Raw genomic sequence first — 24,715 nt, 5'->3', positions numbered from 1 at the left:
AGCACGATAGTCCTGTCGAGAGGAGCCGAGAGTGCTAGATCACGTCGAGTTCGAGGTAACCCGGCAGCCGTCGACGCTGGATCACTACCGGCGCGGCTGGACGCCCGGGCCCGGAGTCGATCTGGCCGGCGTCTGGCTGGGGGCAGTGGTCTCCGACGCGTCGGATCAGGACTATTGGGGCCTGCGCGGAACCGACGACTTCGTGGTCGGGATGACACACGTGGTCTCGCCGATCTGCGGGTTCCGGGCGCTGCAGAAGGGCCTGGATCCCGCGTCGCCGCACCTCTTCGACGAGTATTCGACGATCGACTGGTTCGAACCCCTGGAATACAGCGACGGCGGCGACAGCGTGCAGACGATCTTCTCCAGCGGCCGCATCGAGCGCGGCGCCGACGGCTTCCACTGGCATGACGCCGCCGGCCGGTGGGAGATGCACGGGAAGACCGTCAGCGACGTCGTCGTCACGCACGTCCCGGCCCAGCCCGGCATCGACGACGAGGTCTATTACCGGCACGAGCTGATGTATGTGACGGGATCGGTTGCGGGTGTCGAGGTTTCGGGCTATGCGCACCAAGACTTCGCCTACGGGCCGCCGGGCATGGCGTACACCGAGCTACCGATCGCCCGTCAGCTGCAAGGCATGTGGGTGTCGTGGCTGCACGAGTACGCCGACGGGGGACTCGGCGGCGGCAGCTTCTGGCAGGGTCGCGACGGGCTGGCCTTCGGGCCGGGCTACCAGCTCAAAGACGGTGTCACCACGGTGCACGACGACATCGTCGCCCGGCCGGGGTTCGATTCCGACGGCAGGCTCTCGACCCTGGACGCGACGATCGGCGCCGACTCGTACGCCTTCACGTTCGACACCAGCGGCAGCCCACTGCACTTCTTCGGCCGGCTCACCGGCGGCTCGTCGGGCAGGAAAGTGGCCCGCAGCTGGTGCTGGGTCGAATACGCCGGCGGCATGCTGACCCCCGAACTGCTGGACCTGGTCCTGCAGCGCTTCCGGCTGGCCCGGGCGCGCTGATGGCAAACGTCCAGCCCGCCCGCATTGGTTTGCTGTTCGACTACCTCGACGAATCCGGCGGTTTCGACGAGAACATCCTGCCCGCTTTGCAACTCGTCGTCGACGACTTTGTGGAGCGCGGCGTCCTGGAGCGCCCGGTCGAGTTCGTCGTGCGCGCGGTGCAGGGCTTGCCCAACGGTTCGTTCCGGGCCGTGCACGACGCGTTCTTCGAGCTCGTCGAACAGGACGCGCTGGTGATCTTCGGCCCTTGGGTTTCCGAGAACGCCGTCGCACTGCGGCGCTATGTCGAAGACCTCGGACGGGTGCCGATCATCACGATGGGCGCGTCGGAAAACATCCTCGGCGAGTGGTCGTTCGGATTGCCTGCGGGCTCAATGGAAGAGGAGCCGATCATCATGGCGACCGTCGCCGCCCTGGACGGCTGCCAGACGGTGGGCATCGCGTTCGAGTCGTCGCTCATCGGGGACGAGTACCTGCGCACCACCCGGGCGGCGTGCAAGGATGCGGGGCTGCGGATCACGGCGGAGGTCGCGATTCCACAGGTCGCCGCCGATAAGCGAAAAGCCATGGTGGAGCTGGCCGTTCACCGGCCTGACGCCATTCTGCACGTCGGGTTCGGGCTGGGCATTCCGGGAATGAACGAGGCGCTGACCGAAATCGGCTGGACGCCACCGCGATACACGACCACCGCGTTCGAGTTCGCGGCGGTCAGCCCATGGTGGCGCGAACAGCTTGCGGGCTGGATCGGGCTGGACCAGTACGACGAGCGCAACGCCGTCGGGCAGACATTCCTGGACCGCTTCGCGGCCCGGTACGGGCACCGTCCGGAGTACTACTTCCCGCTCTACTGCTGCGATATCGGGCGGGTGATGATGACCGCGCTGGCCTCCGCGCGACCGTTGACGGGCGCGGGAGTCAAGGACGCGCTGCAGAGGATCAAGATGATGCCGGCCGCGACGGGAGCGCCGGGCACGCGCATCGGTTTCGGCAAGTTCATCCGCCGCGGCTGGATGGGCAGCGAGTTCCTGGTTGCCCGCCGGGTGCTGCCCGACGCCAGCGGCACCGTGCTGCACGGGACGGTCGAGGGACTGGCTACCTGACCAGGTAGGGCCGGAAAGCGCGGGGGGCCGACGGCGTGAACCCGTTGAGGTCGAAGACGGCGATGAGGGCCCGCAACAACGCGGGGGACCAGTCCTCGAAAGGTTGCGCATCCACCCGCTCGAGGACTTCGCTGCGCAAGTACTCGATGTTCGTCGGCTGCCGATCGTCGATCATCAAGCCCCCTCGAGTTTGTTTACCGCAATTGACGCTAGGACCCGCATAACCGCCTTGTACAGCACCCTGTGCGAATTCAAATCAGTTTCAGGGCAGGTCAGCAGCGGCCTGCCAGGAAATTGCGCAGGCCCGGAAGCACTTCCGCTACCGCCAGTAGCGGAATATGGTGGGTGGGTGACGACGGTCGAGAAGAGCAGGCATCTGCGGACGTGTCCGCTGTGTGAGGCGATGTGCGGTCTGGAGATCACCGTCGAAGGGGGCTCCGAGACCGGGCAGGTGACCGCGATCCGGGGCAACCGCGACGACGTGTGGAGCCACGGCCACCTCTGCCCGAAGGGCGTGTCGCTGGGCGCGCTGCACGAGGACCCCGACCGCATCCGCCGCCCGCTGGTCAAGGTGGACGGCCAGTGGCAGGAGGTCAGCTGGGACGCGGCGTTTCGCCGCTGCACCGAGCTGCTGACCCCGGTGATCCGCAAGTACGGAATCGGCGCCGTCACCGCCTACACCGGCAACCCGCTCGCGCACTCGTTCTCGCTGGCCCGCTACGCGGGAGTGCTGCTGGGCATGTCGGGGATGCCGGTCACCTACTCGCCGGGCACGGTCGACCAGTGGCCCAAGAACCTCTCGTCGCACCTGATGTACGGCGGCTGGTGGACCTTCCCCGTGCCCGACATCGAGCGCACCGACCTGCTGGTCATCATGGGCGCCAATCCCGCCGCGTCCCAGGGTTCGCTGCTGGCCGCCCCCGACGTGATGGGCCTGATCGACGCGGTCCGCAAGCGCGGCGAGGTAATCGTCATCGACCCGGTGCGCACCGCCACCGCCGCGCGTGCGGACGAATGGCTGCCGATCGTCCCCGGCACGGACGCCGCGCTGCTGCTGGCGGTGACCCACACCCTGTTCGCCGAGGGTCTGGCCCGGCCGGGCCCGCACGTCGAGGGCCACATCGATGGGATAGACACCATGCGCCGGGTCGCCATGGACTGGCCCCCGGAGCGGGTCAGCGCGGTCACCGGCATCGATGCGGACCGCATCCGGCGGCTGGCGCGCCAGCTGGCCGGCACCGACAAGTCGGTGGTGTACGGCCGAATCGGCCTGTGCAATCAGGAATTCGGCAGCCTGGCCAGCTGGCTCGTCGACGTCGTCAACATCGTTACCGGACATTTCGACACCCCCGGCGGCGCGATGTTCCCGCGGCCCGCGGCCTGGTCCATCACCACACAGCCGCTGCCCGGTCTGGAGGACGGCGCACCCGAATTCGGCCGCTGGCGCACCCGGGTGCGTGGCGCGAAAGAGGTGCTGGGCCAGGTGCCGGTGTCCTGCATGGCCGAGGAGATCGTCACACCGGGCGACGGCCAGCTCAAGGCCCTGATCACCATCGCGGGCAACCCGGTGTTGTCCACGCCGGGCGGCGACAAGCTGGACGAGGCGCTGCCGATGCTGGAAGCGATGATCTCCGTTGACCTTTGGCTCAACGAGACCACCCGGCACGCCGACGTGATCCTGCCCGGGCTGTCGCCGCTGGAACAGGCGCATCATGACGACCTGATCCTGCAATTCGCGGTCCACAGCATCGCGAATTACTCGGCGCCGGTGTTCGATCCGGGCGATCGCCCGCACGAGTGGGAGATCCTGATCCGGCTCACGGGCCTGTGCACGAGCACACCGGCCGAGGACGTCGACGTCGCCGCGATCGACGACGGCTTCTTCGATTACCTCGCCTTCACCCGCGGCGTCGACGGCGCCGAAATCCGCAAGCTCTACAGTCACGGCGGCCCGGAACGGATGCTGGATCTGACGTTGCGCACCGGCCCCTTCGGCGACCGGTACGGGGACAACCCCGGCGGGCTCACGCTGGACCTGCTCAAGGCCAACCCCAACGGCATCGACTTCGGCCCGATGGTGCCGCAACTGCCCGACGTCCTCGGCACCGCCGACAAGAAGATCCGGCTCGCCCCGCAGTACCTGCTCGACGACCTGCCGCGACTGGCCGCGCGGATCCAGCGCCCGGCGGAGCCGCTGGTGCTGGTGAGCCGCCGCCACCTGCGGTCGAACAACACCTGGCTGCACAACGTGCCGGCGCTGATGAAGGGCAAGGACCGCTGCACCCTGCTGATGCACACCGCCGACGCGGCCCGCTTAGGCATCGCCGACGACGACGTCGTCACGGTGAAATCGGAGGCCGGCGAGATCAAGGTGCCCGTCGAGATCACCGACGCGATCAGGCCCGGTGTGGTGTCGATGCCGCACGGCTGGGGCCACGGCAAGCCGGGGACGCGCATGTCGGTGGCCAACAGTTCGCCCGGCGCCAACACGAACGCACTGTCACCGCCGACGTTCCTCGACGAGCCGTCCGGCAACGGCGCCCTCAACGGCATCCCGGTGACGGTCATCGAGGACTCGTCCCGGTTCCGGCCCGCCGGAGGCGCGTGAGATGGCCGGGCGCCTGCTGGTCACCGGTGTCGACGCCGACGGGCGTTCGTGTGCGGTAACGGAGGACCCGATCGCCCTGCAGGGCGAACCGGGTTTCGGCAGCCTGGTCTATGCGCTGCTGCATTCGACGCCGTCAATACCGTCGATTGCCGACGGCGGACGTCACGCGAACGCACTCAACTTGGGTGTCGCGGCGGGGGTCACCAACTGGATGATGATCGAATATGCTTCCGGCGCAGAGTTTTCCATGCACCACACCAATACCGTTGACCTGGACATCGTGCTGGCCGGCTCGGTGGAACTGATCCTCGGCGACGGCGTGCACCCGCTCGAGGCGGGCGACTGCGTCGTGGTCACCGGCGTCGATCACGCGTGGCGCGTGGGCCCGGACGGGTGCCGTCTCAGTGTTGTCGCGATCGGGGCGAGCGGAGCGTAAGCGAAGGGACCGTAACCCGGCCTGTTAATTTTTCATAAATCCACTCATTAGAACCTGGTAGTAACTCGCTATGAGCTAGATTGTCGGAATGACAGGTCCGGGCGACCAGTGGCAATCGGGTAATCAGCCGCAGTACAACCCCCCGGGGCAGGGTTACCCCCCGCCCGGCTATCCGCCGCAAGGCGATCCTGCCGCGGGCGGCGGTTACGGGCAGCAGGGCTACTCGCCGCCGCCGCCGAGCTACGGGGCGCCCCAGTACTCACAGCAGCCGCAGTACGGGGCCGCGCCCGGCGGATATCCGCAACCGGCCGCCTCCACGGCGCCGCCCTGGACGACCACCAAGACGATGGCGCTGTACTCGATCATCATCGGTGGCGTCAGCTTTCTCTTGGACTTCCTATGCGGTGCGGGTGTGCTCACCGCGATCATTGCGGGTGTCGTGGGATACCTCGCCTACAGCCGCGCCAAGAAGTACAACGAGCCGACCGGAATGGCCATCGGCGGCATGGTGACGTCGGGCCTGGCTTTCGCCTTCGGGTCCTTGTGGTTCATCTTCTTCGGCCTCGCGATGTTGTCAGGATCGCACTAGCCGTCACGCTCGTCGGTGAATGAACACGCCTTCGGCCGAGACGGTGACGGCCGAGCCGTCGCTGATCTGACCGACCGCGAAAGTCTTTGCCCCCTGCGCGCTTTCGATGCGGGCCTCGGCACGTAGCGGTCGCTGCAGCGGCGTGGGCCGGTGATAGCGCAACGTCAGGGTGCCCGTGTAGGCCGGCCGTCCCGGTTTGTGCGCGGTGGCACCGAGGACGTGGTCGAGGATCATCGCCGAGACACCGCCGTGCACATGGCCGGGCGGGCCTTCGTATGCCGCCCCGAGGACGAACTCCGTCCACACCGAGCCGTCGGTGTCGTGATGGACGACCAGCGGGGGAGCCGACGGGTTGCGCACCCCGATCACGACGTTGCCCGCGGCCGGGCCCTGCCCGTCGTCGGCCACCCGCTGGCCGAATGAGCCGGGCATGAGCGCGGTGCTGAGTTCGCTTGTGATGCCGTCGATCTTGGCTGCCGCGGCGACGACGAGCTCGGGGGCCACCTCGGTGCGGATCGTCGCATCGATCAAACGGCGCACCGACTCGGCCAGCGTCTCGTAGCCCGGCGACGAGTCGGCCATCGCGGCGATCGGATCCACCATGGCCGCAACGATAGAGCAGGGCCCGGGCACTCCCGCGACGCGATGTCCCGGCCAGCGGTCGTAGGACGCGATGTCGGTCGCGGTGTTGTTAATCTGGCGAAATGGACCCGACCAGCAACGAACCGGCGAAGCCGGCGCTTGCCGCCACGAGTTGGGCACTGCTGGGCATGATGTCCTACGAAGAGGAGGTCTCCGGCTACGACCTCAAGAAGTGGATCGACTGGAGCGTCGACCTCTACTACTGGAGCCCGTCGTACAGCCAGATCTACAGCGAGCTGAAGAAGCTGGAGAGCCTGGGGCTGGTGACATCTCGCGTCGAGCGCGACGAAGGCACCCGCAGCCGCCGGCTCTACAAGATCACCCCGGCCGGGATGGCCGCCATCACTGACTGGACCAACAATGCGCCCCTGGACCCGCCGGTGCTCAAACACAGCATGCTGCTGCGGGTGACGTTCGGACACCTCAGCAATCCGACCCGGCTGAAGGAACTGCTGGCCGAGCACGTGGCTTACGCGGAGGCCAGGTACCGCAAGGCGGTGGAGGACGCCGAAGGGGCCGAATCCGAACCCGCGTGGGCCTATTCGGTGATGGCGCTGCGCTGGGCGGCGAAGTACTACGCCGCCGAACGAGAATTCGCGCTGGAACTGATGAAGGACATCGACGAGGCCGCCGCCATCATCGAAACCGCCGCCAAGGGCGGGTTTGGCAAACCACGGCCCACTCCCGGCTATTGGCGAGAGGTGGAAAAGCAGGTTCAGGCCAAGCGCGTCATCGACTAGCCCCCGATTAACGCGCCGCGTCGCTGGCCGCGATGTAGCCGTATACCAGTCCCTGCGCGATGGTCGCGCCCGCGCCCGGGTACGCGGTGCCGAACGCGTTGGCGGCGGTATTGCCGATCGCATACAGCCCGGCGATCACTCCGCCGTCCTCGCGCAGCACCCGCGCCCGTTCGTCGGCCCGCAGCCCGCCGCAGGTGCCCAGGTCGGACAGGACCATCCGCACCGCGTAGAAGGGGCCGTGGATCAGCGGGCGCAGGTTGGGGTTCGGCGTGATCGTCGGGTCGCCGTAGTAGCGGTCGTAGGCGCTGCGGCCCCGGCCGAAGTCGGGATCGGCACCGGCGGAGGCATTTTGGTTGAACCGCGTCATGGTCTGCACGAATTCCGGCACCGGAACGCCGATCCGCGCCCCCAGGTCGGCCAGGCTGTCGGCGCGTGCGGCGATTCCCGCGTCGTACCAGGCCTGCGGAATCCGCATTCGCGGAAATAACTCGGCCCCAAAGACGTAACTGTTGCGGTAGCGCTGGTCGAAGACGATCCACATCGCTTCGACGGGGTTGCCGGACCGCTCCAACTCGAGCAGGCGCTGACCGAAAGTCATGTAGTCCGACGCCTCGTTGGTGAAGCGGTGACCGTGCTGGTCCACGATCAGGCTGCCGGGCAGTGACCGTTCGGCCAGCATCACCGCCGGTGCCTTGCCGGACGGCGGCGCGATCGCCGGGAACCACCATGCCTGGTCCATCAAGTCGATGCCGGCGCCCAGCCCCTGCGCGGCGCGGATCCCGTCGCCGGTATTGGTGTTGGCGCCCAGGCTCAGATTCGTGCCGAGCGACTCGGATTGGAACTTCCGCCGCATCTCCATGTCGTGGTCGAAGCCACCGGTGGCCAGCACCACGCCGCGCCGCGCGGCGATCGTCACCTGGCGCCCGCCGTGGTCCACGACCGCGCCGCGCACGTGCTCCCGGTCACCGTCCAGGCGCAGCAGTGTGGTGTCGGTCCACACCGGGATGCCGGCGCGCAGCACACCGGCGAACAGGCCGGCCGACAGGGCCTGGCCGCCAGCGGCGTAGCGCCGCCCGATCAGCCGGCCGCCCAGACCCTGCGCTATCCGCTTGGCGAAGGTGGGAATTCCCTTGCGCGGCAGCCGGGCCACCAGATTCATCCACCGGTAGTCGGCGCCCGTCGTCGGTATCGCGAACCCGGCCTCTAGCACGCCGGGCCGCAGCCGGGTGCGGTAGTCGCCGAGCACCGAGGTGTCGAACGGGTAGCACTCGCAGGTGCGGCCGGCCGCCGTGCCGCCCGGCTGCTCGGGGTGGTAGTCCGAGTAGTCCCGGGCCCAGAAGAAGCGCAGAGGAGTCATTCGCCGCAGCATGTCGACCGTCGCCGGGACGTGCGTCAGAAAGCCCTCCGACCGCCCCGGGGGCGCGCTGCCCGCGACCACCGCGTCGAGGTAGGAGGCGGCCGCGGCCGCCGTGTCGCCGGCGCCGGCCTCGCGCAGCACCGGGCCGGCGGGCAGCCAGAGTGCGCCGCCCGAGCGTGCCGTCGACCCCCCGACGTGCGACGACTTCTCGACGATCAGCACCGACAGCCCCAGCTCGTGGGCGGCCAGTGCGGCGCCCATCCCGGTGCCGGAGCCCACCACCAGCAGGTCGACGGACGTGTCGGCGACCGCGAGCCCGGCGGGGATCGTCGTGCTGAGGGCGCTCACGCCTGGCAACGCTAGGCTGCCGAGCCGTTCGGCAGGATGAGTCGTCCTGGTCAGTGGAACGACGCCGCTGCGCCGCCCGCCTGGCAGGCGTTCAATGGGGGCTATGACGCAGCAGCCCGACGCCGTTCGGTTCATCGAAGCGCAGGAGGCGCCGACGCGGTTCGCCCGCGGCTGGCACTGCCTGGGACTGGTCCGGGATTTCGGGGACGGCAAACCGCACGCCGTCAACGCCTTCGGCCAGAAGCTGGTCGTGTTCCGCAGCGGAGACGGCAAGGTCAACGTGCTGGACGGCTACTGCCGGCACATGGGCGGCGACCTGTCGCAGGGCGAGGTCAAGGGCGACGAGATCGCCTGCCCGTTCCACGACTGGCGCTGGGGCGGCGACGGGCGGTGCAAGCAGGTGCCCTACGCGCGGCGCACTCCCCGGCTGGCCCGCACGGCGACCTGGACCACGCTGGAACAGGACGGCATGTTGTTCGTCTGGAACGACCCGGAGGGCAAGCCGCCCCCGTCCGAGGTCACGATCCCCCGGATCGAGGGCGCCACCAGCGACGAGTGGACCGACTGGCATTGGTACACCACCGTCGTCGGCAGCAATTGCCGCGAGATCATCGATAACGTCGTGGACATGGCGCACTTCTTCTACATTCACGGCTCGCTGCCCACGTATTTCAAGAACATCTTCGAGGGCCAGGTGGCGACGCAGTACATGAACGGCGAGGGTCGCCCCGACATCGGCGGTGAGGGCGCGAAGATGCTCGGCACCACGTCGGTGGCGTCCTACTTCGGGCCGTCGTTCATGATCGACGACCTGACCTACCACTACGAGCAGGGCGACCAGAAGACGATTCTGATCAACTGCCACTATCCGATCGATGCGAATTCCTTTGTGCTGCAATACGGCATCATGGTGAAGAAATCGACGAACCTGCCGGGCGCCGAGGCCATGCGGACCGCGGTCAAGCTCGGCGACTTCGTGAAGCTGGGCTTCGAGCAGGACGTGCAGATCTGGCGGCACAAGGCGCGGATCGACAACCCGCTGCTGGTCGAGGAGGACGGCCCGGTTTATCAACTGCGCCGCTGGTATCAGCAGTTCTATGTCGATGCCGCCGACGTGGAGCCGGACATGGTGGACCGCTTCGAGTTCGAGCTGGACACCACCCGGCCCTATGAGGCGTGGATGAAACAGGTCGAGGACAACATGGCGGCCCGGGCGGGCTCGGTGTGACCCCTCCCGGCGTTCGGGCCGACAACCGCCTCGACGACATGCCGATGGCGCCGGTGGTGTGCCGGGACTGCGGTGCGCGGGTGCTGGCCCGCAAGAGCACCTGGAACCAGACCAGCGTGCAGTGGAACGCCGACGCGTCGGGCCGCTGCGCCGAACGCCGACAGGCCGAGCGCCTCGCGGGTCACCGGCCGGGCCCGTTCCTGGTGTGCTCGGCGCTGCGGGACTCGATCGAGGCGGCGGTGGCCGCCGGGGAGTTGAAGATCGTCGACGCCGGATAGGGTTGCCGCGATGCGGATAGCGGTGACGGGTGGAACGGGTTACGTCGGTGCCCATGTGGTGAGCGGGCTGCTCACCGCCGGCCACCGGGTGAACCTGCTGGTGGAACCGCACTGGTCCAACGACGCCCTGATCGACAGGCTGCGCGCCGCCGGAGACGTGACGACGGTACGCGGGGACCTGCGCGCACCGGAAGCCCTCGACGGTCTGCTGGACGGCTGCGAGGCCGTCATCCACGCCGCCGGGGTGGTGGGCACCGACAACAGCCGCGAACAGCTGATGTGGGATATCAATGCCCATGCCAGCGAGCGGATCATGCGCCGCGGCGTCGCGCAGGGCCTCGACCCGATCGTCCTGGTGTCCAGTTACAGCGCGTTGTTTCCCCCGCCCGGATCGGTGATCGGACCGGATTCGCCAACCGCGCAGGGAAAGTCGGCCTACGCGCGAACCAAGTCCTACGCCGACCGGGTCGCGCGTGAGTTGCAGCGGGACGGTGCGCCCGTGGTCGTGACCTACCCCTCCAGCGTCGTCGGGCCCGCGCTGTGCACCCCGCCGGGCATCACCGAACAGGGCTGGGGAACCGTCGTCCGGTTCGGGGTTGCCCCCAAGGTCGCCCACGCCGGCATGATGATGGTCGACGTGCGCGATGTCGCCGACGTGCACCAGCGGTTGATGCGACCCGGGCGGGGGCCGAAGCGCTACCTGTGTGGCGGCCAGATGCTGACGTTCGACGACATGATCGCCGCGATCGAGCAGGGGTCCGGCCGCCGGGTCCGCCGGATCCCCATGAGCCCCGGCGCGTTCCGCCTCCTCGGCCGGGTCTGCGACCTCGCCGCGCCGGTGCTGCCGTTGGGCGGGGGGTTCAGTTATGAAGCCGCGCAACTGATCACCGCCGCGATTCCGACCGACGACTCCGAAACGCTGCGCGACCTCGGCCTGACCTGGCGGTCCGCCCGCGACGCGATCGTCGCGACGTTCGCTGTCGAGGATCCCGAAGGAGGCCCGTGCGAACAACGGTAATCACGATTCTGGCGGCGGTCATCGCGCCTCGAGAGCCCTCGCCCGGGGTGGCGGCGGATGAATGACTCAGCGCGTGTCGCGGTGGTGACCGGGGCAAGCCGCGGCGCCGGCCGCGGCATCGCGGCGGCCCTGAGCGCGCGCGGTTGGCGCGTCTATGCGACCGGCCGCACCATCGCCGACGCTCCGCCCGGCGGCGTGGCGGTCCGCGTCGACCACGGCGACGACGACGCCGTGGCCGCGCTGTTCGAGCGGGTGCGCTCCGAGGACGGGCGGTTGGACCTGTTGGTGAACAACGCCGCGGTCATCTCCGACGCACTGGTCAGCCCGAAGCCGTTCTGGGAGAAGCCGCTTTCGCTGGCCGACGTGCTGGACGTGGGTTTGCGGTCGTCCTACGTGGCGTCGTGGTATGCCGCGCCGATGTTGGTGGCCGCCGGGCGGGGCCTGATCGCATTCACTTCCTCTCCGGGGTCGGTGTGCTACATGCACGGGCCCGCCTACGGCGCGCAGAAGGCCGGGGTGGACAAGATGGCCGCCGACATGGCCGTGGATTTCAAAGGCACCGGGGTCGCGACGGCGTCGATCTGGATGGGCATCCTGCTGACCGAGAAGCTGCGAGCCGCTTTCGCCGGGCAGCCGGAAGCGCTGGCCAAGACCGCCGCGCACGCCGAAACCCCCGAATTCACCGGCAATTTGATCGATGCGCTGTATCGCGATCCCGAACTCGCCGAACTGAGCGGACAAGCACTGATCGGCGCGGAATTGGCCGAGCGGTACGGCATTACCGACGAGGACGGCCGCCGCCCGCCGTCACATCGCCACCTGGGTGTGCCGCGGGAGCCGAGCACCGTGGTGGTCAGATAGTCAGGCGACGCCTCACGTCAGCTGGAAGGCGCTGATCGGTGCCTCGTCGGGGTATGCGGCAGGCCCGCCGATGTCGTAGGCGGCGTTGAGCGCCTTGATGAACGCGGGATCGTGCAGCGGTTCGCTGGGGATGTCGAGATTGATGCCCCTGCCGTTGACGTCGTCGACCATGATGTCGATGGCTTTTTCGATGCTCAGGTCGTCGGAGCCTTCCATGTTTCTCTTCAGCTCGTCGAAGTCGGCGAACACCTCGGCCGACCAGTGCACCAGGAAGCGGAGCTCGTCGGTGCGGTGGCGCGCGATCACCTCGTCGCCGTTGGTGAGCAGCCACTGGTCGCGGTCGCCGGGATCGCCGGTGAACATCGTGTCGAACGCGAGGCCGGCCGGAATCTGTTGCTCCAGCGGCCCGTTCGCCTCGCCGCGGTGCATCATCATCTCGTTCTGCACCACCACACCGCGATTGTTGATCGGCGGCAGGACGCGCCGGGGCGCCCGCAACGGCCCGTCCGGCCAATAGGTGAAACCGCTGCCGGGATCCAGCGAGAACCAGGTGATCACCTGGGCCATCTTGATGAGGTAGTCACCGAAGAGGCCGGACTTTCCCATGACGCTGGTGAGCCAGGTGGGTGCGTTCTCATGCCGCACACCGCGGAAGCTCGGCGAATCCAGGTGTCCCGGATCGCGATTGGCGCACGGGCCGTTGATGTTGAACAGCATCAGTTGCGGCTTGGCGTACTCGGCGCCCCAGTAGCGCTTGGCCATCTCCAGGAACCGGGCGTGGTAGAAGCAGTCGTGCAACTGCGGATAGAGCACCGCGCCGTAGTTGGCCAGGTAGCCGCGGAACGTGGGGGTCAGGAACAGGTCCAGCGACGGGGTGAACCCCTCGGGGAACAAGCCGCTCATGGTGGCGATCAACTCGTCGGCCGAGGCGAAGTGCTGCGCGATGATCAGTCGCCACGGCCCCTCGGTGCGCACCACGTCGAGCAGTCGCTCGAGCTGGTCGTCGGTGTAGACGTCGTCGATCTCGCGCGGTGGTGCGGCCGGGCGCAGCACGTCCGACAGCTCTCTTCGCCGTTCCTCGGTGAGCATCGGCAGTCTCCTTCTCCGTATGGGACTGCCCGATTGTGCGCAGCGTCACCGCGGTGCGGTCACGTGTTGTCCGGTCACCGGGACATCGAAGCGGATCGGATTGGCGAACTTGGCCCGCAGCAGGGCCCCGATCTCCGCGATGGCCAGCCGCCCCCGTGCGGTCGCGTCGGACCGCATCAGAAAGCCGTGATAGACACCCGGATAACGGGTCATGGTGGTCTGCACTCCGGCTTCGCGCAGCCGGGCCGCGTACCGCTCACCCCAGTCCCGGATCGGGTCGCAGCCCGCGGTCACCACGATGGCCGGCGGCAGACCGGAAAGATCGGCGGCGCGGGCGGGAACCAGGTAGGGGTCCGTGGTGTGGCCACCGTCCCCGTCGACCAGGGCATGCAGGTAGTCGATATCGTCGCGGCCGAGCATCGGCGCGTCTGCGAGCAAGGTGATCGACGGAGCGGACATGTCGCGCTCCAGGCCGGGGTACAGCAGGACCTGCGCCGAGATCGGCGGCCCACCACGGTCCCGTGCGGCCAGCGCGACGCCCGCCGCCAGTGCCCCACCCGCGCTGTCGCCGACCACGGCGAGCCGGCCGGGGTCGACGTCCAAGTCGGCGGCGTTGCGTGACACCCACTCGGTCGCGGCGTAGGCGTCGTCGAACTGCGCCGGCGGCGGCGCCTCGGGAGCCAGCCGGTACTCGACGGCGACGACGGTGGCGCGGGACGCCGATGCCAGCTCGCGGGCGAGCGGCTCGAAGCAGTGGTTACTGCCCATCACCAGGCCGCCGCCGTGGAGGTACACCAACACCGGTGAGCTGGGATCGCTTGTGGGCCGGTAGATCCGGACCGGAGTCGATGCTGAAGTGACGGTGTCGACGATGCTGGTCATCGCCGGCATTTGCGCGGGCAGGGGAGCGGCTTCGAGAGCCGCTCGCACCGCCGCCAGCCCCCGCACCCGCATGGGCGGGACGTCGCCGAACGACGCGATCCGGGCGGCGGCATCGGGATCAAGGGTCATTCGGGATCCGGGGTCATTCGGGCTCCAGGGTCATTTCAGCGACGGAGGGCGTTGTGTGGCAAGGACATCCGCCCGCTGCTCCATGGCCGACACCACCGACGGCTGCGTCACCAGGTAGAACCGGCCCTCGGCGGCCTGCTCGAACAGCGTCTCGGCCGCCGCCAGCGGATCCATGGCCGCGGCCTTGACGTTCAACATCGCCGAACGCTGCGTCTCGGCGGCTGTAACGTCGACGCCATCGCCGGCGGCGCCGTCGACGCCGCCGGCCGACTCGAAGATGTTGGACACCACCGCGCCGGGCAGCACGGCCTGCACGTGAACGTGGTGCCCGTGTCCCGCCGCTTCCACATCGAGACGCAGGCATTCCGTCATCGCGAGCACCGCGTGCTTGCTCATGATGTAGGGGCCCTGCAACGGAATGGCCACCACCCCGCCCACCGACGAGAGGTTCCACACCCACGCCTGTTCGTCGCCGGCCATCATCCGCGGCAGAAACGCCCTGACGCCGTGGAAGACTCCGCTGATGTTGATGTCGACGACCCGCTGCCAGTTCGCCACCGGCGTGTCCCACAGATAGCCGAACTGTTCGACGCCGGCGTTGTTCACCAGCAGTCGTACCGGACCCACCTCCCGGTACGTCCGGGCGGCCAGTTCCTGCACGGCGTCGGGGTCGCGCACGTCGCACACCATGTCGATGGCCCGGCCGCCCGCCGCGCTCAGCTCGTCACGCAACGCGGCGACGGCGTCGGCATCGATGTCGGCCAGCACCAACGTCATACCCAACCGGCTGGCATGGCGGGCCAACCCGGCACCGATGCCGGCGCCGGCGCCGGTGATGACGGCGACGCCGCCGGAAAACGTCTCGCGGGCGCTCACGACCCGGTGGTTTCGGCCTGCTGCTCGGATAGCGGCACCGAGTCGGTGGTATCAAGGATGACGTCCATTTCGGTGAACTCTAAACCGTTCGCGCCGCGGCGCACACCGACCTCGCCCACTCCACTGGACACCGCGAATGGCACGAAATTCGCGATCTGATTGACGAAAATGTAGAAGCGCGCGTGGGCGACATCGCCGTCGGTGTGGGTGCGGTGCACGTTGGTGGCGTGGTGCCGCAAGGGGTACGGGCTCTGCGCGCGATGCTGGGAAAGCCACTCCATGACCGCATCGCGTCCGTGCAGTTCGGGTGACATCAGGTCCTCGAAAGGGCTGGCGCCCGAGTCGCTACGGCTGATGTAGCGCACGTCCGCGGCGTAACGCACCGCCAGCTCGTCGTAGTGCGCCTCGTCGTAGTGGTACCAGAAGCCGGCGATGAACTCCTGCAGTTCCGGCAGCGTGATGTCGGTGCTCATCCGGCGAGTCAACACCCGCCCGCGACCGGCTGGTAGCGGGCCGCCCGGTCAGTGGAACACCGCGTTCAGCCGGTGATCAGGCTCCACAGCGCGCCCGCGCTGGCATGCATCGCCGAATCGGTGACCTGCTCGTCCCAGTACCGCACCGAACCGAACTCCGAGCGCCACGCCAGCGCGGCCCGGGTGTATTCGTGCAACCGGTGCTCGCGGGTGGTGCCGATCGCACCGTGCACCTGATGGGCGTTGCGCACCACGACCGACGTCGCGTGGCCGGCGCACGAACGCGCCACGGCCACCAGGAAATCCAGATCGGGGGACGACCATTCGCTGCCGACCGCCGCGGCCAGCGCGGCCTCCGTGGCCGCCCGGGCGAGCGCGGCCTCGGCGGCGAGGTCGGAGATCAGGTGCTGGATGGCCTGGAATTTGGACAGCGGGCGCCCGAACTGGATCCGCGAGGAGACGTGTTCGACGCACAGCTGCAGGATCCGGTCCAGCGCGGCGCACACCTGAATGGCGCGCACCAGCCCGGACCTCAGTCGCAGCCCGGTGATCAGGGCCGGCGCCACCGGGGCGCCCTGCAGGCCACCGAGGTCGGCGGCCACCGTGTCGCGCGGTTCGCCGATCAGGTTGGTGTCACCGGTGATGGCGAGCTGCTCGGCGGCGACGTCGGCGACCCGGTACTGGCCGTCGGCCCGCCACGCCAGCACGACGCGGTCGGCGGCCGCCGCCCAGGGCACCTGAGTCGCCTCGCCGCGCTTGTCGAGTATGCACACCGTCCGCACCGCGCCGTCGGCCGCGCCGCCGCTGGCCTCCAACAGCCAGCAGGCCAGTAAATCGTGCTCCGCCAAGGGGATTCGGACGCTGTGCCGGACCGCGGCGGCCAGCAGTTCGGCCGCCTCGTACCAGCCGGCGCCGCTGCCGCCGCGCTGTTCTGAGCCGGTCAGTCGCACCAGGCCGAGCTCGTTGAGGTGCCCCCACAGGTCCGGGTCCCGTTCGCTGGTCGGGGTGGGTGGATGCTTCTCGCGGTAGTCGGCGAAGACGGCGCCCATCATGTCGACGAGTGCGCGGTCGACGGCGGCGCTCATCGCAGGCCCAATCCGCGCGCGACGACCCCGCGCAGCACCTCGTTGGTGCCGCCGCGCAGCGTGAAGCCGGGCCGCTGGTCCACGGCGGCCCGCACCAACCGCGAGAAGCGCGAATCGGGGGAGTCCTGTTGGTCGGCGAATTCCGCGATGTCACCCTCGGTGGTGGTGCCGAGCACCTTGACCACGGCCGCGGCGAGATCGGCGGGTTCGTGTCGTTCCAGGGCGCCCGCAACCGCGGTGGACATCTGGTGCAGCCCGGCGACACGTGCCACCAGCCGCCCCAGTCCGGCGTCGCGGGGAATCGCGTTCGCGGCCATCCGGTCGGCGCAGGCGGCCAGCAGCACGAATGTGGACAAGAACCGTTCCGGGCCACTGCGTTCGAAACTCAGCTCCGACGTCACCTGGCGCCAGCCGTCGCCGATCTCGCCGAACACCATGTCGTCGGGCACGAAGGCCCCGTCCAAAATCACCTCGTTGAAGTGGTGTGCACCGTTCATCGAGACGATGGGGCGGATGTCGATCCCGGGCCCGCGCAGGTCGACGATGAATTGGCTGAGCCCCGCATGCCGATGCTGTGGGTCCACCGGTTCGGTGCGGGCCAGCGCGATGAACGCCTCCGCCAGATGCGCCCCCGAGGTCCAGACCTTGGTGCCGGAAAGCGCCCATCCGCCGTCGACCCGCTCGGCGCGGGTGCGCACGCTGGCCAGGTCGGAGCCGGAGTCCGGCTCGCTCATGCCGATGGCGAAGAAGCACTCGCCCCGCACGATGCGAGGCAGGAATTCCGATTTCTGCTGCTGCGTACCGTATTTGAGCAACGACGGCACGATCTGCCGGTCGGCGATCCAGTGCGCGGCGACGGGCGCGCCGGCGGCCAGCAGTTCCTCGGTCACGACGAACCGTTCCACGAAGGAGCGTCCGTGTCCGCCGTACTCGACGGGCACCGTCATGCCCAACCAGCCGCGCGCCGCCAGCGCAGCGGTGAACTCCTGGTCCCAGCCGGACAGCCAGGCGTCGACGGACGGTGTGAACGCGTCGGCGGCCAGTTGCTCGGCGAGGAACTGGCGCACCTCGGTGCGCAGGGCGTCCGTCGCCGCGGCATCCGTGGCGGCGGGTGGCACCAGGCGGGGGATCGCCGCCGTCACTGGGTTCGCCACTTTGCGATGCGTTGTTCGTGCTCGGGGTCGCGATGGGCCAGCGCCTGCATGGACGCGGCCATTCCCAGCGTCGACTCCAGGGAACCCCTGCGCGACTCCTGCAGCAGACGTTTGGCCATCCGCAGGGCGTGCGGCGGGTTCTTGCCGATTCGCTCGGCCAGCGCATGCGCCTCGGCGAGCAGCTCGTCGTGCGGCACGATGCGGCTGACCAGCCCCCAGTCCCGTGCGGTCGCGGCGTCGATGCGGTCGCCGGTGAACGTCATCTCGGCGGCGCGTTCGTAGCCGATCGCGCGCTGCAGGAAATAGCTGCCGCCGTCGCCGGGGATCAGGCCCAGCTGCACGAAGCTCTCGGCGAACGACGCCCGCTCGGAGGCGATGCGGATGTCACACATCATCGCCAGATCGCAGCCCGCGCCGATGGCTGCGCCGTTGATCGCGCCGATCAGCGGCACTTCCAGCAGACCCAGGGCGCGGGGGATGCGCTGGACCCCGGCGACGTAGGCGTGCCGCTGGTCGAGCGGGCTGAGGCCGAACATGCCCGCCTGGTCGGCCATTTCCTTGACGTTGCCGCCCGCGGAGAAGATCTTTCCTTCGCCGGTGAGGATCACCGCCCGGACATTCGTGTCGGCGTTCGCGTCGTCGACGGCGGCCTCCAGCGCGGCGATGAAGTCCTTGCCGGTGATCGCGTTGCCCACTTGGGGCAGGCTGATGGTCCAGACCTGGGTCGATCCGCTGGTGGCGATGTCGAGGCTCATGACGGCAACTGTAGGGACTCGGTCTGCCGGTACTGCTCGAACCCCTCCCGGCCAATTGCTGTCCCACTGAGTAGACGGCGGCCCGTCCACCGCCGCCGGCGGCGTCGACAATCGCAGCCATGAGGGCTCAGGCGGCGCTGGATCCCGACGAACTGCGGGCCAACCTGCGGCAGGCCGACCCCGGGGTCTTGCTCGCCGTGCTGGCCCAGCTGACCGGCGACCCCGCGGTGGTCGACCGATTCGCGCACCGCATCACCCACGTTCCCGACCCGCCGGAACAGGCCGGCGTGACCGATCCCGCGACAACTTGCGCGCTGGTCGAAGCGGTGCTGGCCGCGACGCGATCGCCCCGCCCGCCGGGTGCCCTGCCCGCCGACGACCCCGGCCTGTTCGCGCGGATCGCGCCGGTGGCGCTCGGGGGAACCGTCGGCCCGGAGTACCTCGAATTGCTGCTGGAGCAGGGCGGGTTCCACCCGTCGCAGCCGGTGCTGCCGTGTACCGCGAAGCTTCCGGAGGGTTTCCGCGGCGCGATCATCGGTGCGGGCATCGCCGGGCTGACGGCCGCGCTGGAATTGGCCGCCGCCGACATCGACTACGTGATCCTCGACCGCAACGACGAGGTCGGCGGCACGTGGTACACCACCACCTATCCCGGTATCGGCGTGGACACCCCGTCGGCGTACTACTCGCTGTCACGCGACGTCAACGGTGGCTGGTCGAGCTACTACCCCCAGGGCGCGGAGTACCAGCGGTACCTGGTGTCGGTCGCGGACACGAACTCGCTGCGCGAGCGCACCCGGTTCGGCACCGAGGTCGAAGCGCTGTGGTGGGACGCCGAGCGCGACCAGTGGCAGATCCATGCGGTGGGCCCGGACGGCACCCGCGACGTCAGCTACGCCAACGTCGTCATCCCCGCCGCCGGTTACCTCAACCGCCCGCGCTGGCCCGCGCTGCCCGGGAGGGGGACCTTCCGGGGGGTCGAGATCCATTCGGCGCGATGGGATCCCGCGTTGGATCTGACCGGAAAGCGCGTCGCCGTTGTCGGTGCCGGCTGCACCGCGGTCCAGATCGTCGACGCCTGCGTGAACCAGGTGTCGCACATGACGGTGTTCCAGCGTCAGCCACACTGGGTGGCCCCGCGGCGGCGGCTCACCGACGATGTCCCGGACCACCGCCGGTGGCTGGGCACCCACCTCCCGTACTACGCCAATTGGGTTCGGCTCAAGTCATTCTGGGGAACGGCGGATAACAACTACCCGGTCATTCTGCATGACCCCGAATGGGCGGCCGGCCATCTGTCGATCTCGCGCGCCAACGACATGCTGCTGCAGATGTGCCTCGAGTACATCGACCGGGTCTTCGGTGCCGGCAGCGACATGGCCCGCAAGGTGACGCCGGACTTCGCGCCGTACGGCAAGCGGATCATCCGCGACCCGGGCGGGTACTACGCGGCGTTGGCGCGCGATCACGTGGACGTCGAGGCCGCCGAGCCGGCCCGGGTCAACGAGGCGGGCATCGTGACCGCCGACGGCCGCCAGATCGACCTCGACGTCATCGTCTACGCCACCGGCTACCACCTCGATTTCCTTTCCACCGTGGACATTCGGGGCCGCGACGGCAGGCGGCTGGCCGACGAGTGGGGCGACAGCCCGCGTGCCTACCGGGGCGGGACGGTGCCCGGCTTCCCGAATCTGTTCATCTCGTCGTCACCGAACTACAGCCCCGGGCACGGCGCCGGCCACAACTTCGGTGTCGAGGTGATGGTGCACTACGTGCTGGAGTGCCTGCAGCTGATGGCGCTGCGGCACGCGGCCGTCATGGAGGTCACGCCACGCGCCTACGAGGACTACGTCGCCGACATCGATGCGGCCATGGCAGGCACCGTGTGGTGCCACACCCCTTCGGCGCACACGTATTACCGATCCGGCGGGGGACGCATAGTGACCGCTTTCCCGTACCGCCTGGTCGACGTGTGGCACGCTCACCGCACCCCGGTCGAAGCTGACTTCGAGCTCCGATGAGCGAGTTGCTTTCGGGCAAAACGGCGTTGGTCACCGGCAGTAGCCGCGGGATCGGCAGGGCGATTGCGCAGCGACTGGCCGCCGAGGGTGCCACGGTGGTGGTCACGGCCCGCTCGCTCGCGCCGTCGTCGTCGACGCGGGCCGGTGCGACGTCGGTCCTGCCCGGAACGGTCGGCGAGACAGTCGATCTGATCCAGGCCGCGGGGGGTCGGGCGTTCGGACTCGCGGTCGACCTGGAGGATGCCGCGCAGCGCGGGGGGTTGGTGGACGAGGTGCTCGGCCGCACCGGGCGCATCGACATCCTCGTCAACAACGCCGGCTTCGCGGATTACGCGCTGGTCGAGGACATGAGCCTGGAGACATTCGACCGCACGCTGGAGCACTACCTGCGGACCCCTTTCGTCTTGACGAAGGCCGCGGTGCCGCACATGCGTAGGCAGGGTGCGGGCTGGATCGTCAACATCGGTTCGGTTACCGGGTTGGCTCCGGTGCGGCCGTATCGCGAGTACAACAAGAACGCCGGCGACGTGGTCTACGCGTCGATGAAGGCCGCGCTGCACCGCTTTACCCAGGGTGTGGCGGCCGAACTGCTCGACGACAACATCGCGGTCAACAGCGTGGCTCCGTCGACGGCGGTTCGGACACCCGGTGCGGCACAGCTGATCCCGGATTCCTTCCCGACCGAGCCGGTCGAATACCTCGCCGAGACCGTGCTGGCCATGTGCCACCTGCCCGCCGCCGAGCGCACCGGGCTCGTGGCCTTCAGCCTGCACTACCCCTGGTCGCAGCGGTTGCCGGTGCGCAGCCTGGATGGCACACGGTTGTTGGCGCCGCTGCAGCCGCCGGCTTCGGCCAACCCGAACATCCTGCCCGCGGGAGTTTGATCGCGGGTCAGCTCAGCACGGGGTCGGTGATGGTGCAGAAGCTGTGGCAGACGCGTTGCCGGACAATCACATCGGTGGTCTCGGGGTCAAACCAGCGGTCCACCACCGCCCAGTGAATCGGGTGCATCAGGTAGGGCCCCATCAGCCCCTCGACGTCGGAGAATTCCTGCTCGAACACGTGCGTCCACTCGGTGTCACCGACGGCCCGGGCGATCCGGCTCAGCTGCCAGGAACGGATCGTGGACACGTAGCGCGGCATCGCCGACAGCTCGCGCTCGAAGCGGGCGACGACGGACGCATCGGTGTCGGGCGACACCCGCAGCAGCAGCGCCCGGTACACGGAGCCCGGCGTGTCGCCGCAGCGCCGGGGTTCGCCCGGATACTCGGCCCCGTTGCTGCGGCTCACCGCCGGGTCCGCCAGCAGCGACCCGAATCGCGTCGCGGCACGATCCCAGTGGTTTTCGGTGGCGAATCGTAGATGGACCAGTATGTCGCCACCGTTGCGCGAGCCGGGCAGTGTCGGCTGCACGACTCGGCGTAGCGCGCCGGCTTCGGCTGCGGCGGAGCGCAACTCGGCCAGCATCCGGTCCCGCTGACCGTCGGTGACGTCGAGCAACCTCGTCACGCTATACATCGCAGAGGCTGTCCACGTCTTCGGCGGCCGAGGCGAAGGACCGCGATCGGTCCTGCACCAGTTCCGCCATCCGCGACCACCATTCGCCCAGAGCCGGATCCGGCCGACCCTGCCACGTCATCTCCCACCAGGCCTGGGTGCTCGGCAGCGTCCAGGTGATCGTGACGGTGTTGACGTCGTCGTCGTACCAGATCGGCGGGCTGACCAGGACGTCGCGCAGCGTCATGCCCCGGTCGCGCGCGCCGGGGGCGTATTCGGCGAGGTAGGTGTCGACGAAGCGACGGGCGCAGCCGGGGCGGGTCAGCACGCGGTCGATCACGAAGACCTCAGGCATGGGCCGACCGCATCGGGCCGAGGTTCACGCGTATTGCAGGGCGGGCCGCTGGGGGCGCAGCGGCCGTAGCGGCTGCAGAGTCGGCGCGGGACCGCCCTCGACGTGGCGCCAGATGCCCATCGCGGTCATGCGGACCGGGGCGGACAGGCGCTGGTCGAACTTCATCTGACTCATCGGGCCGCACACCGAGACCGCGGCGACCGCCTCGCCGGGGCCGCCGATCGGCGCTGCGACGCAACCGAATCCGAGCAGCGACTCCTCGCGCTCGAACGCCACCCCGTGCGCCCGTACCTTGGCCAGTTCGACGGCCAGTTGCGGGCCGGTGGTGATCGAATACTTCGTCTTGCGCACCCGCAGATCCGCGCGGGCGTCGTCGTCGGTGTAGGCCAGCATCGCCTTGCCGAGCGCGGTGCAGTGTGCCGGCTGACGACCGCCGACCCGGGTGGGCAGCGGTGCGCTGAATCGGTCGCCGACCTTGTCGAGGTAGACCACATCGGATCCGTCCAGCACCGCCAGATGTGCGACAAGCCCGGTAGCACGGTGCAATTCACCCAGCAACGGCCTCGCCGCCCGCACCAGCCGGTCCTGGTGTACGGCCAGCGAGCCCAGTTCGACCAGCCGCATGCCGAGTTCGTAGTCACGCCCGCTGCGACGCAGCCAGCGCAGCTGTACCAGCCGCTCCAGCATGCGGTGCGCCGACGAACGCGGCAGACCGGTGCGACGGACGATCTGCGCCAGCGTCAGCCGTCCGGGCCCGTCGAACGCGTCGAGCACCAGTGAGATGCGGTCGATGACGGCGCTGGGGGTGGCATGTTCGGCGGTGTCGACGGTCCGGGGCATCGGTCCTCCAAGTGCTGCGGGGTGTATCGGGCTGCTATATTCCTATTAGGAATATAGCAGTTTGTATCACAAAGGGTGATGGTTGTCACGCACCCCTGCCGAGCAGACGCAAAAGCCCCCATTTCGGCACGAAAATGGGGACCTTTGTGTCTGCTCACCGGAGGGGGTCAGCGGACCAGCTTGTGCCAGCGCCGCTGGCGGTAGCGGAAGATGCCCGTCGCGACAATCGCCGCGAGCGCCGTCAAGGCTCCGGCGTCGATGTCGATGGTGTCGCTGTAGCGGCAGGCGTGCTCGTCGACCGCTTCGACGTGCAGGGTGTGGTTCCAGGTCTTGAGGATGCCGCCGTGCTCGTGGGTGCGCACCGTCTTGCTCACGTCGTCAACCTCGATGACCTCGATCGTGTGCCGGTACGCCGGGATCAGGTGGAAGGCGACCAGCCAGCCGGTGCCGGCCTCACCCGCGCGCAGTGGCTCCGAGCGTCCGGAGAGGGCCGGAAAGCCGAACAAGCCCTTGCACACATACAAAAACGTGGCTGGGAGCAGCATCGCCTGCCATACGCGATCGACGCTGGTGGGCAGGATGGTCTCGAGGTGAACGGTTCGCACAATGGTTCCTGTCGAGCGGCGGTGAGGTTACCCTAATTTTGCTGGTCACAGCGTCGGTTGACTACTCGCTTTCGGGAAGGACACGCACGATCGCCCCACCGGATCGGTTCCGGCAGCGCAAGCAGCCCAAACAGCAACGAGCCGCGCAGACTCGGCAACGCATCCTGGACGCGGCGGCTCACGTTTTCACCGAACACGGCTATGTCCCCGGGACCACCAACCGCATCGCGGAGCAGGCGAAGATCTCGATCGGTTCGCTCTACCAGTACTTCCCCAACAAGGACGCCATCCTGCGGGCGCTGATGGACGCGCACGTCGATGACGGCGCCCGACTGCTCGGCGAACGACTGTCGGGCGGCCTGCCGCAGGGCCTCGGCGACATCCTGCGGGTGTTCGTGCGCGCGACGATAGACAACCATCGGGACAACCCGCGGCTGCACCGCGTGCTGTTCGAGGAGGCCCCGCGGGCGCCGGAGTTTCTGACGCGGATGCACGAGTTGGAAGAGCTGGCCGTGGATATGACGACCCGGCTGCTCGAGCAGCACCCCGACGTGTCAGCCGGTGGCAGGCTCAGCGCCCACATCGTGGTGAGCACCGTCGACGCGCTGGTGCATCGGCTCGTCACGTCGCAGACTCCGGTCGATCCGCAACAGCTCGAGGACGAGATCGTCGACCTGCTCAGTGGGTACCTCATGACGCCGAGCAGACGCAAAAGCCCCCAGAAC

At 68.7% G+C, this 24,715-nt stretch carries 27 protein-coding genes; 13 read left to right on the top strand and 14 right to left on the bottom strand.

Annotation, left to right across the window (positions count from 1 at the left end):
- Window positions 1-31: 31 nt before the first annotated feature.
- Both AC5Y5V_RS18320 and AC5Y5V_RS18315 read left to right on the top strand, forming a co-directional pair.
- The gene (locus AC5Y5V_RS18320) at window positions 32-1,024 is read left to right on the top strand and encodes a hypothetical protein (RefSeq protein WP_499938135.1); all 993 of its coding nucleotides are present in this window, start codon (window positions 32-34) and stop codon (window positions 1,022-1,024) included.
- On the top strand, window positions 1,024-2,124 hold the full coding sequence (locus AC5Y5V_RS18315; RefSeq protein ID WP_499938133.1) for an ABC transporter substrate-binding protein: 1,101 nt from the start codon (window positions 1,024-1,026) through the stop codon (window positions 2,122-2,124). Before AC5Y5V_RS18320 ends, AC5Y5V_RS18315 begins: the two co-directional genes overlap by 1 nt.
- On the opposite strand, the gene AC5Y5V_RS18310 is transcribed toward AC5Y5V_RS18315, so the two are convergent.
- Window positions 2,117-2,299, bottom strand: coding sequence for a hypothetical protein (locus tag AC5Y5V_RS18310; RefSeq protein ID WP_499938131.1), 183 nt, complete (start codon window positions 2,297-2,299; stop codon window positions 2,117-2,119). The two genes, AC5Y5V_RS18315 and AC5Y5V_RS18310, sit on opposite strands and share 8 nt — an antisense overlap.
- Window positions 2,300-2,473: 174 nt before the next feature.
- On the opposite strand from AC5Y5V_RS18310, the gene AC5Y5V_RS18305 reads away from it, so the two are divergent.
- From AC5Y5V_RS18305 to AC5Y5V_RS18295, 3 genes are all read left to right on the top strand, one after another.
- Window positions 2,474-4,732, top strand: coding sequence for a molybdopterin-dependent oxidoreductase (locus tag AC5Y5V_RS18305; protein WP_499938129.1), 2,259 nt, complete (start codon window positions 2,474-2,476; stop codon window positions 4,730-4,732).
- Between the two features lies 1 nt (window position 4,733).
- Window positions 4,734-5,168, top strand: a complete 435-nt coding sequence (locus AC5Y5V_RS18300; RefSeq protein ID WP_499938127.1) for a cupin domain-containing protein — start codon at window positions 4,734-4,736, stop codon at window positions 5,166-5,168.
- An 88-nt stretch (window positions 5,169-5,256) separates the two neighbouring features.
- Complete coding sequence (locus tag AC5Y5V_RS18295) at window positions 5,257-5,757, top strand: DUF4190 domain-containing protein (RefSeq protein WP_499938124.1); 501 nt, start codon at window positions 5,257-5,259, stop codon at window positions 5,755-5,757.
- A gap of 3 nt (window positions 5,758-5,760) precedes the next feature.
- Here the strand turns inward: AC5Y5V_RS18295 and AC5Y5V_RS18290 are convergent, their stop codons facing one another.
- A complete protein-coding gene (locus tag AC5Y5V_RS18290) occupies window positions 5,761-6,339 on the bottom strand; it encodes a PaaI family thioesterase (RefSeq protein WP_499938348.1) in 579 nt (192 codons plus the stop codon).
- Window positions 6,340-6,461: 122 nt separating this feature from the next.
- On the opposite strand from AC5Y5V_RS18290, the gene AC5Y5V_RS18285 reads away from it, so the two are divergent.
- Window positions 6,462-7,139: a PadR family transcriptional regulator gene (locus AC5Y5V_RS18285; protein ID WP_499938122.1), complete on the top strand. Its 678-nt coding sequence runs from the start codon at window positions 6,462-6,464 to the stop codon at window positions 7,137-7,139.
- A 7-nt stretch (window positions 7,140-7,146) separates the two neighbouring features.
- Here AC5Y5V_RS18285 and AC5Y5V_RS18280 read toward each other — a convergent pair whose 3' ends face one another.
- Window positions 7,147-8,844 (bottom strand): 3-ketosteroid-delta-1-dehydrogenase, encoded by a 1,698-nt coding sequence (locus tag AC5Y5V_RS18280; protein ID WP_499938120.1) that lies wholly within the window; start codon window positions 8,842-8,844, stop codon window positions 7,147-7,149.
- Window positions 8,845-8,947: 103 nt separating this feature from the next.
- On the opposite strand from AC5Y5V_RS18280, the gene AC5Y5V_RS18275 reads away from it, so the two are divergent.
- From AC5Y5V_RS18275 to AC5Y5V_RS18260, 4 genes are read left to right on the top strand one after another with little or no spacing between them, the layout of a single operon-like run.
- Window positions 8,948-10,072, top strand: coding sequence for a 3-ketosteroid-9-alpha-monooxygenase, oxygenase component (locus AC5Y5V_RS18275; protein WP_499938118.1), 1,125 nt, complete (start codon window positions 8,948-8,950; stop codon window positions 10,070-10,072).
- A gap of 38 nt (window positions 10,073-10,110) precedes the next feature.
- Complete coding sequence (locus AC5Y5V_RS18270; protein WP_499938346.1) at window positions 10,111-10,350, top strand: ferredoxin; 240 nt, start codon at window positions 10,111-10,113, stop codon at window positions 10,348-10,350.
- Window positions 10,351-10,360: 10 nt separating this feature from the next.
- On the top strand, window positions 10,361-11,368 hold the full coding sequence (locus tag AC5Y5V_RS18265; RefSeq protein ID WP_499938116.1) for an NAD-dependent epimerase/dehydratase family protein: 1,008 nt from the start codon (window positions 10,361-10,363) through the stop codon (window positions 11,366-11,368).
- Between the two features lie 57 nt (window positions 11,369-11,425).
- Complete coding sequence (locus AC5Y5V_RS18260) at window positions 11,426-12,229, top strand: SDR family NAD(P)-dependent oxidoreductase (protein WP_499938114.1); 804 nt, start codon at window positions 11,426-11,428, stop codon at window positions 12,227-12,229.
- 12 nt (window positions 12,230-12,241) lie between these two features.
- Here AC5Y5V_RS18260 and AC5Y5V_RS18255 read toward each other — a convergent pair whose 3' ends face one another.
- The 7 genes from AC5Y5V_RS18255 to AC5Y5V_RS18225 all read right to left on the bottom strand — a co-directional run bounded on the left by AC5Y5V_RS18255 (window position 12,242) and on the right by AC5Y5V_RS18225 (window position 18,672).
- Window positions 12,242-13,318, bottom strand: a complete 1,077-nt coding sequence (locus AC5Y5V_RS18255; protein WP_499938112.1) for a hypothetical protein — start codon at window positions 13,316-13,318, stop codon at window positions 12,242-12,244.
- Between the two features lie 45 nt (window positions 13,319-13,363).
- Complete coding sequence (locus AC5Y5V_RS18250) at window positions 13,364-14,329, bottom strand: alpha/beta hydrolase (protein WP_499938110.1); 966 nt, start codon at window positions 14,327-14,329, stop codon at window positions 13,364-13,366.
- 30 nt (window positions 14,330-14,359) lie between these two features.
- Window positions 14,360-15,205, bottom strand: a complete 846-nt coding sequence (locus tag AC5Y5V_RS18245) for an SDR family NAD(P)-dependent oxidoreductase (protein ID WP_499938106.1) — start codon at window positions 15,203-15,205, stop codon at window positions 14,360-14,362.
- Window positions 15,202-15,678 carry a nuclear transport factor 2 family protein gene (locus AC5Y5V_RS18240; RefSeq protein WP_499938104.1) on the bottom strand — a complete coding sequence of 159 codons (477 nt, stop codon included), beginning with the start codon at window positions 15,676-15,678 and terminating at the stop codon, window positions 15,202-15,204. Before AC5Y5V_RS18240 ends, AC5Y5V_RS18245 begins: the two co-directional genes overlap by 4 nt.
- 65 nt (window positions 15,679-15,743) lie before the next feature.
- Window positions 15,744-16,763, bottom strand: a complete 1,020-nt coding sequence (locus AC5Y5V_RS18235) for an acyl-CoA dehydrogenase family protein (RefSeq protein ID WP_499938103.1) — start codon at window positions 16,761-16,763, stop codon at window positions 15,744-15,746.
- The gene (locus tag AC5Y5V_RS18230; RefSeq protein WP_499938102.1) at window positions 16,760-17,917 is read right to left on the bottom strand and encodes an acyl-CoA dehydrogenase family protein; all 1,158 of its coding nucleotides are present in this window, start codon (window positions 17,915-17,917) and stop codon (window positions 16,760-16,762) included. The genes AC5Y5V_RS18235 and AC5Y5V_RS18230 overlap by 4 nt, the downstream gene beginning before the upstream one ends.
- Window positions 17,902-18,672 carry a crotonase/enoyl-CoA hydratase family protein gene (locus tag AC5Y5V_RS18225; protein WP_499938100.1) on the bottom strand — a complete coding sequence of 257 codons (771 nt, stop codon included), beginning with the start codon at window positions 18,670-18,672 and terminating at the stop codon, window positions 17,902-17,904. The genes AC5Y5V_RS18230 and AC5Y5V_RS18225 overlap by 16 nt, the downstream gene beginning before the upstream one ends.
- A gap of 119 nt (window positions 18,673-18,791) precedes the next feature.
- On the opposite strand from AC5Y5V_RS18225, the gene AC5Y5V_RS18220 reads away from it, so the two are divergent.
- Window positions 18,792-20,693 (top strand): flavin-containing monooxygenase, encoded by a 1,902-nt coding sequence (locus AC5Y5V_RS18220; RefSeq protein WP_499938098.1) that lies wholly within the window; start codon window positions 18,792-18,794, stop codon window positions 20,691-20,693.
- Entirely contained in the window at window positions 20,690-21,577 is an 888-nt protein-coding gene (locus AC5Y5V_RS18215) for an SDR family NAD(P)-dependent oxidoreductase (RefSeq protein ID WP_499938095.1), read from the top strand. The genes AC5Y5V_RS18220 and AC5Y5V_RS18215 overlap by 4 nt, the downstream gene beginning before the upstream one ends.
- A 7-nt stretch (window positions 21,578-21,584) precedes the next feature.
- On the opposite strand, the gene AC5Y5V_RS18210 is transcribed toward AC5Y5V_RS18215, so the two are convergent.
- The 4 genes from AC5Y5V_RS18210 to AC5Y5V_RS18195 form a co-directional block, all read right to left on the bottom strand.
- Window positions 21,585-22,211: a Dabb family protein gene (locus AC5Y5V_RS18210; RefSeq protein WP_499938092.1), complete on the bottom strand. Its 627-nt coding sequence runs from the start codon at window positions 22,209-22,211 to the stop codon at window positions 21,585-21,587.
- A complete protein-coding gene (locus AC5Y5V_RS18205) occupies window positions 22,204-22,545 on the bottom strand; it encodes a hypothetical protein (RefSeq protein ID WP_499938090.1) in 342 nt (113 codons plus the stop codon). The genes AC5Y5V_RS18210 and AC5Y5V_RS18205 overlap by 8 nt, the downstream gene beginning before the upstream one ends.
- Before the next feature lie 24 nt (window positions 22,546-22,569).
- On the bottom strand, window positions 22,570-23,385 hold the full coding sequence (locus AC5Y5V_RS18200; protein ID WP_499938088.1) for an IclR family transcriptional regulator: 816 nt from the start codon (window positions 23,383-23,385) through the stop codon (window positions 22,570-22,572).
- Window positions 23,386-23,552: 167 nt separating this feature from the next.
- On the bottom strand, window positions 23,553-23,990 hold the full coding sequence (locus AC5Y5V_RS18195; RefSeq protein WP_499938086.1) for an Rv1443c family protein: 438 nt from the start codon (window positions 23,988-23,990) through the stop codon (window positions 23,553-23,555).
- A gap of 89 nt (window positions 23,991-24,079) precedes the next feature.
- Here AC5Y5V_RS18195 and AC5Y5V_RS18190 point away from each other — a divergent pair.
- The coding region (locus AC5Y5V_RS18190) for a TetR/AcrR family transcriptional regulator (RefSeq protein WP_499938344.1) at window positions 24,080-24,715 on the top strand (636 nt) is incomplete at its 3' end.

It is taken from the genome of Mycobacterium sp. NGS68, from assembly GCF_059812195.1.
This window is presented reverse-complemented; position numbering and strand designations above follow the sequence as displayed.

Coding starts and splice junctions, on each gene's coding strand:
- AC5Y5V_RS18295 (WP_499938124.1), top strand. CDS start 5,257: ATGACAGGTCCGGGCGACCAGTGGCAATCGGGTAATCAGCCGCAGTAC.
- AC5Y5V_RS18205 (WP_499938090.1), bottom strand. CDS start 22,545: ATGCCTGAGGTCTTCGTGATCGACCGCGTGCTGACCCGCCCCGGCTGC.
- AC5Y5V_RS18220 (WP_499938098.1), top strand. CDS start 18,792: ATGAGGGCTCAGGCGGCGCTGGATCCCGACGAACTGCGGGCCAACCTG.
- AC5Y5V_RS18315 (WP_499938133.1), top strand. CDS start 1,024: ATGGCAAACGTCCAGCCCGCCCGCATTGGTTTGCTGTTCGACTACCTC.
- AC5Y5V_RS18240 (WP_499938104.1), bottom strand. CDS start 15,678: ATGAGCACCGACATCACGCTGCCGGAACTGCAGGAGTTCATCGCCGGC.
- AC5Y5V_RS18275 (WP_499938118.1), top strand. CDS start 8,948: ATGACGCAGCAGCCCGACGCCGTTCGGTTCATCGAAGCGCAGGAGGCG.
- AC5Y5V_RS18270 (WP_499938346.1), top strand. CDS start 10,111: ATGCCGATGGCGCCGGTGGTGTGCCGGGACTGCGGTGCGCGGGTGCTG.
- AC5Y5V_RS18290 (WP_499938348.1), bottom strand. CDS start 6,339: ATGGCCGACTCGTCGCCGGGCTACGAGACGCTGGCCGAGTCGGTGCGC.
- AC5Y5V_RS18300 (WP_499938127.1), top strand. CDS start 4,734: ATGGCCGGGCGCCTGCTGGTCACCGGTGTCGACGCCGACGGGCGTTCG.
- AC5Y5V_RS18255 (WP_499938112.1), bottom strand. CDS start 13,318: ATGCTCACCGAGGAACGGCGAAGAGAGCTGTCGGACGTGCTGCGCCCG.
- AC5Y5V_RS18310 (WP_499938131.1), bottom strand. CDS start 2,299: ATGATCGACGATCGGCAGCCGACGAACATCGAGTACTTGCGCAGCGAA.
- AC5Y5V_RS18260 (WP_499938114.1), top strand. CDS start 11,426: ATGAATGACTCAGCGCGTGTCGCGGTGGTGACCGGGGCAAGCCGCGGC.
- AC5Y5V_RS18215 (WP_499938095.1), top strand. CDS start 20,690: ATGAGCGAGTTGCTTTCGGGCAAAACGGCGTTGGTCACCGGCAGTAGC.
- AC5Y5V_RS18250 (WP_499938110.1), bottom strand. CDS start 14,329: ATGACCCTTGATCCCGATGCCGCCGCCCGGATCGCGTCGTTCGGCGAC.
- AC5Y5V_RS18225 (WP_499938100.1), bottom strand. CDS start 18,672: ATGAGCCTCGACATCGCCACCAGCGGATCGACCCAGGTCTGGACCATC.
- AC5Y5V_RS18265 (WP_499938116.1), top strand. CDS start 10,361: ATGCGGATAGCGGTGACGGGTGGAACGGGTTACGTCGGTGCCCATGTG.
- AC5Y5V_RS18200 (WP_499938088.1), bottom strand. CDS start 23,385: ATGCCCCGGACCGTCGACACCGCCGAACATGCCACCCCCAGCGCCGTC.
- AC5Y5V_RS18210 (WP_499938092.1), bottom strand. CDS start 22,211: ATGTATAGCGTGACGAGGTTGCTCGACGTCACCGACGGTCAGCGGGAC.
- AC5Y5V_RS18235 (WP_499938103.1), bottom strand. CDS start 16,763: ATGAGCGCCGCCGTCGACCGCGCACTCGTCGACATGATGGGCGCCGTC.
- AC5Y5V_RS18285 (WP_499938122.1), top strand. CDS start 6,462: ATGGACCCGACCAGCAACGAACCGGCGAAGCCGGCGCTTGCCGCCACG.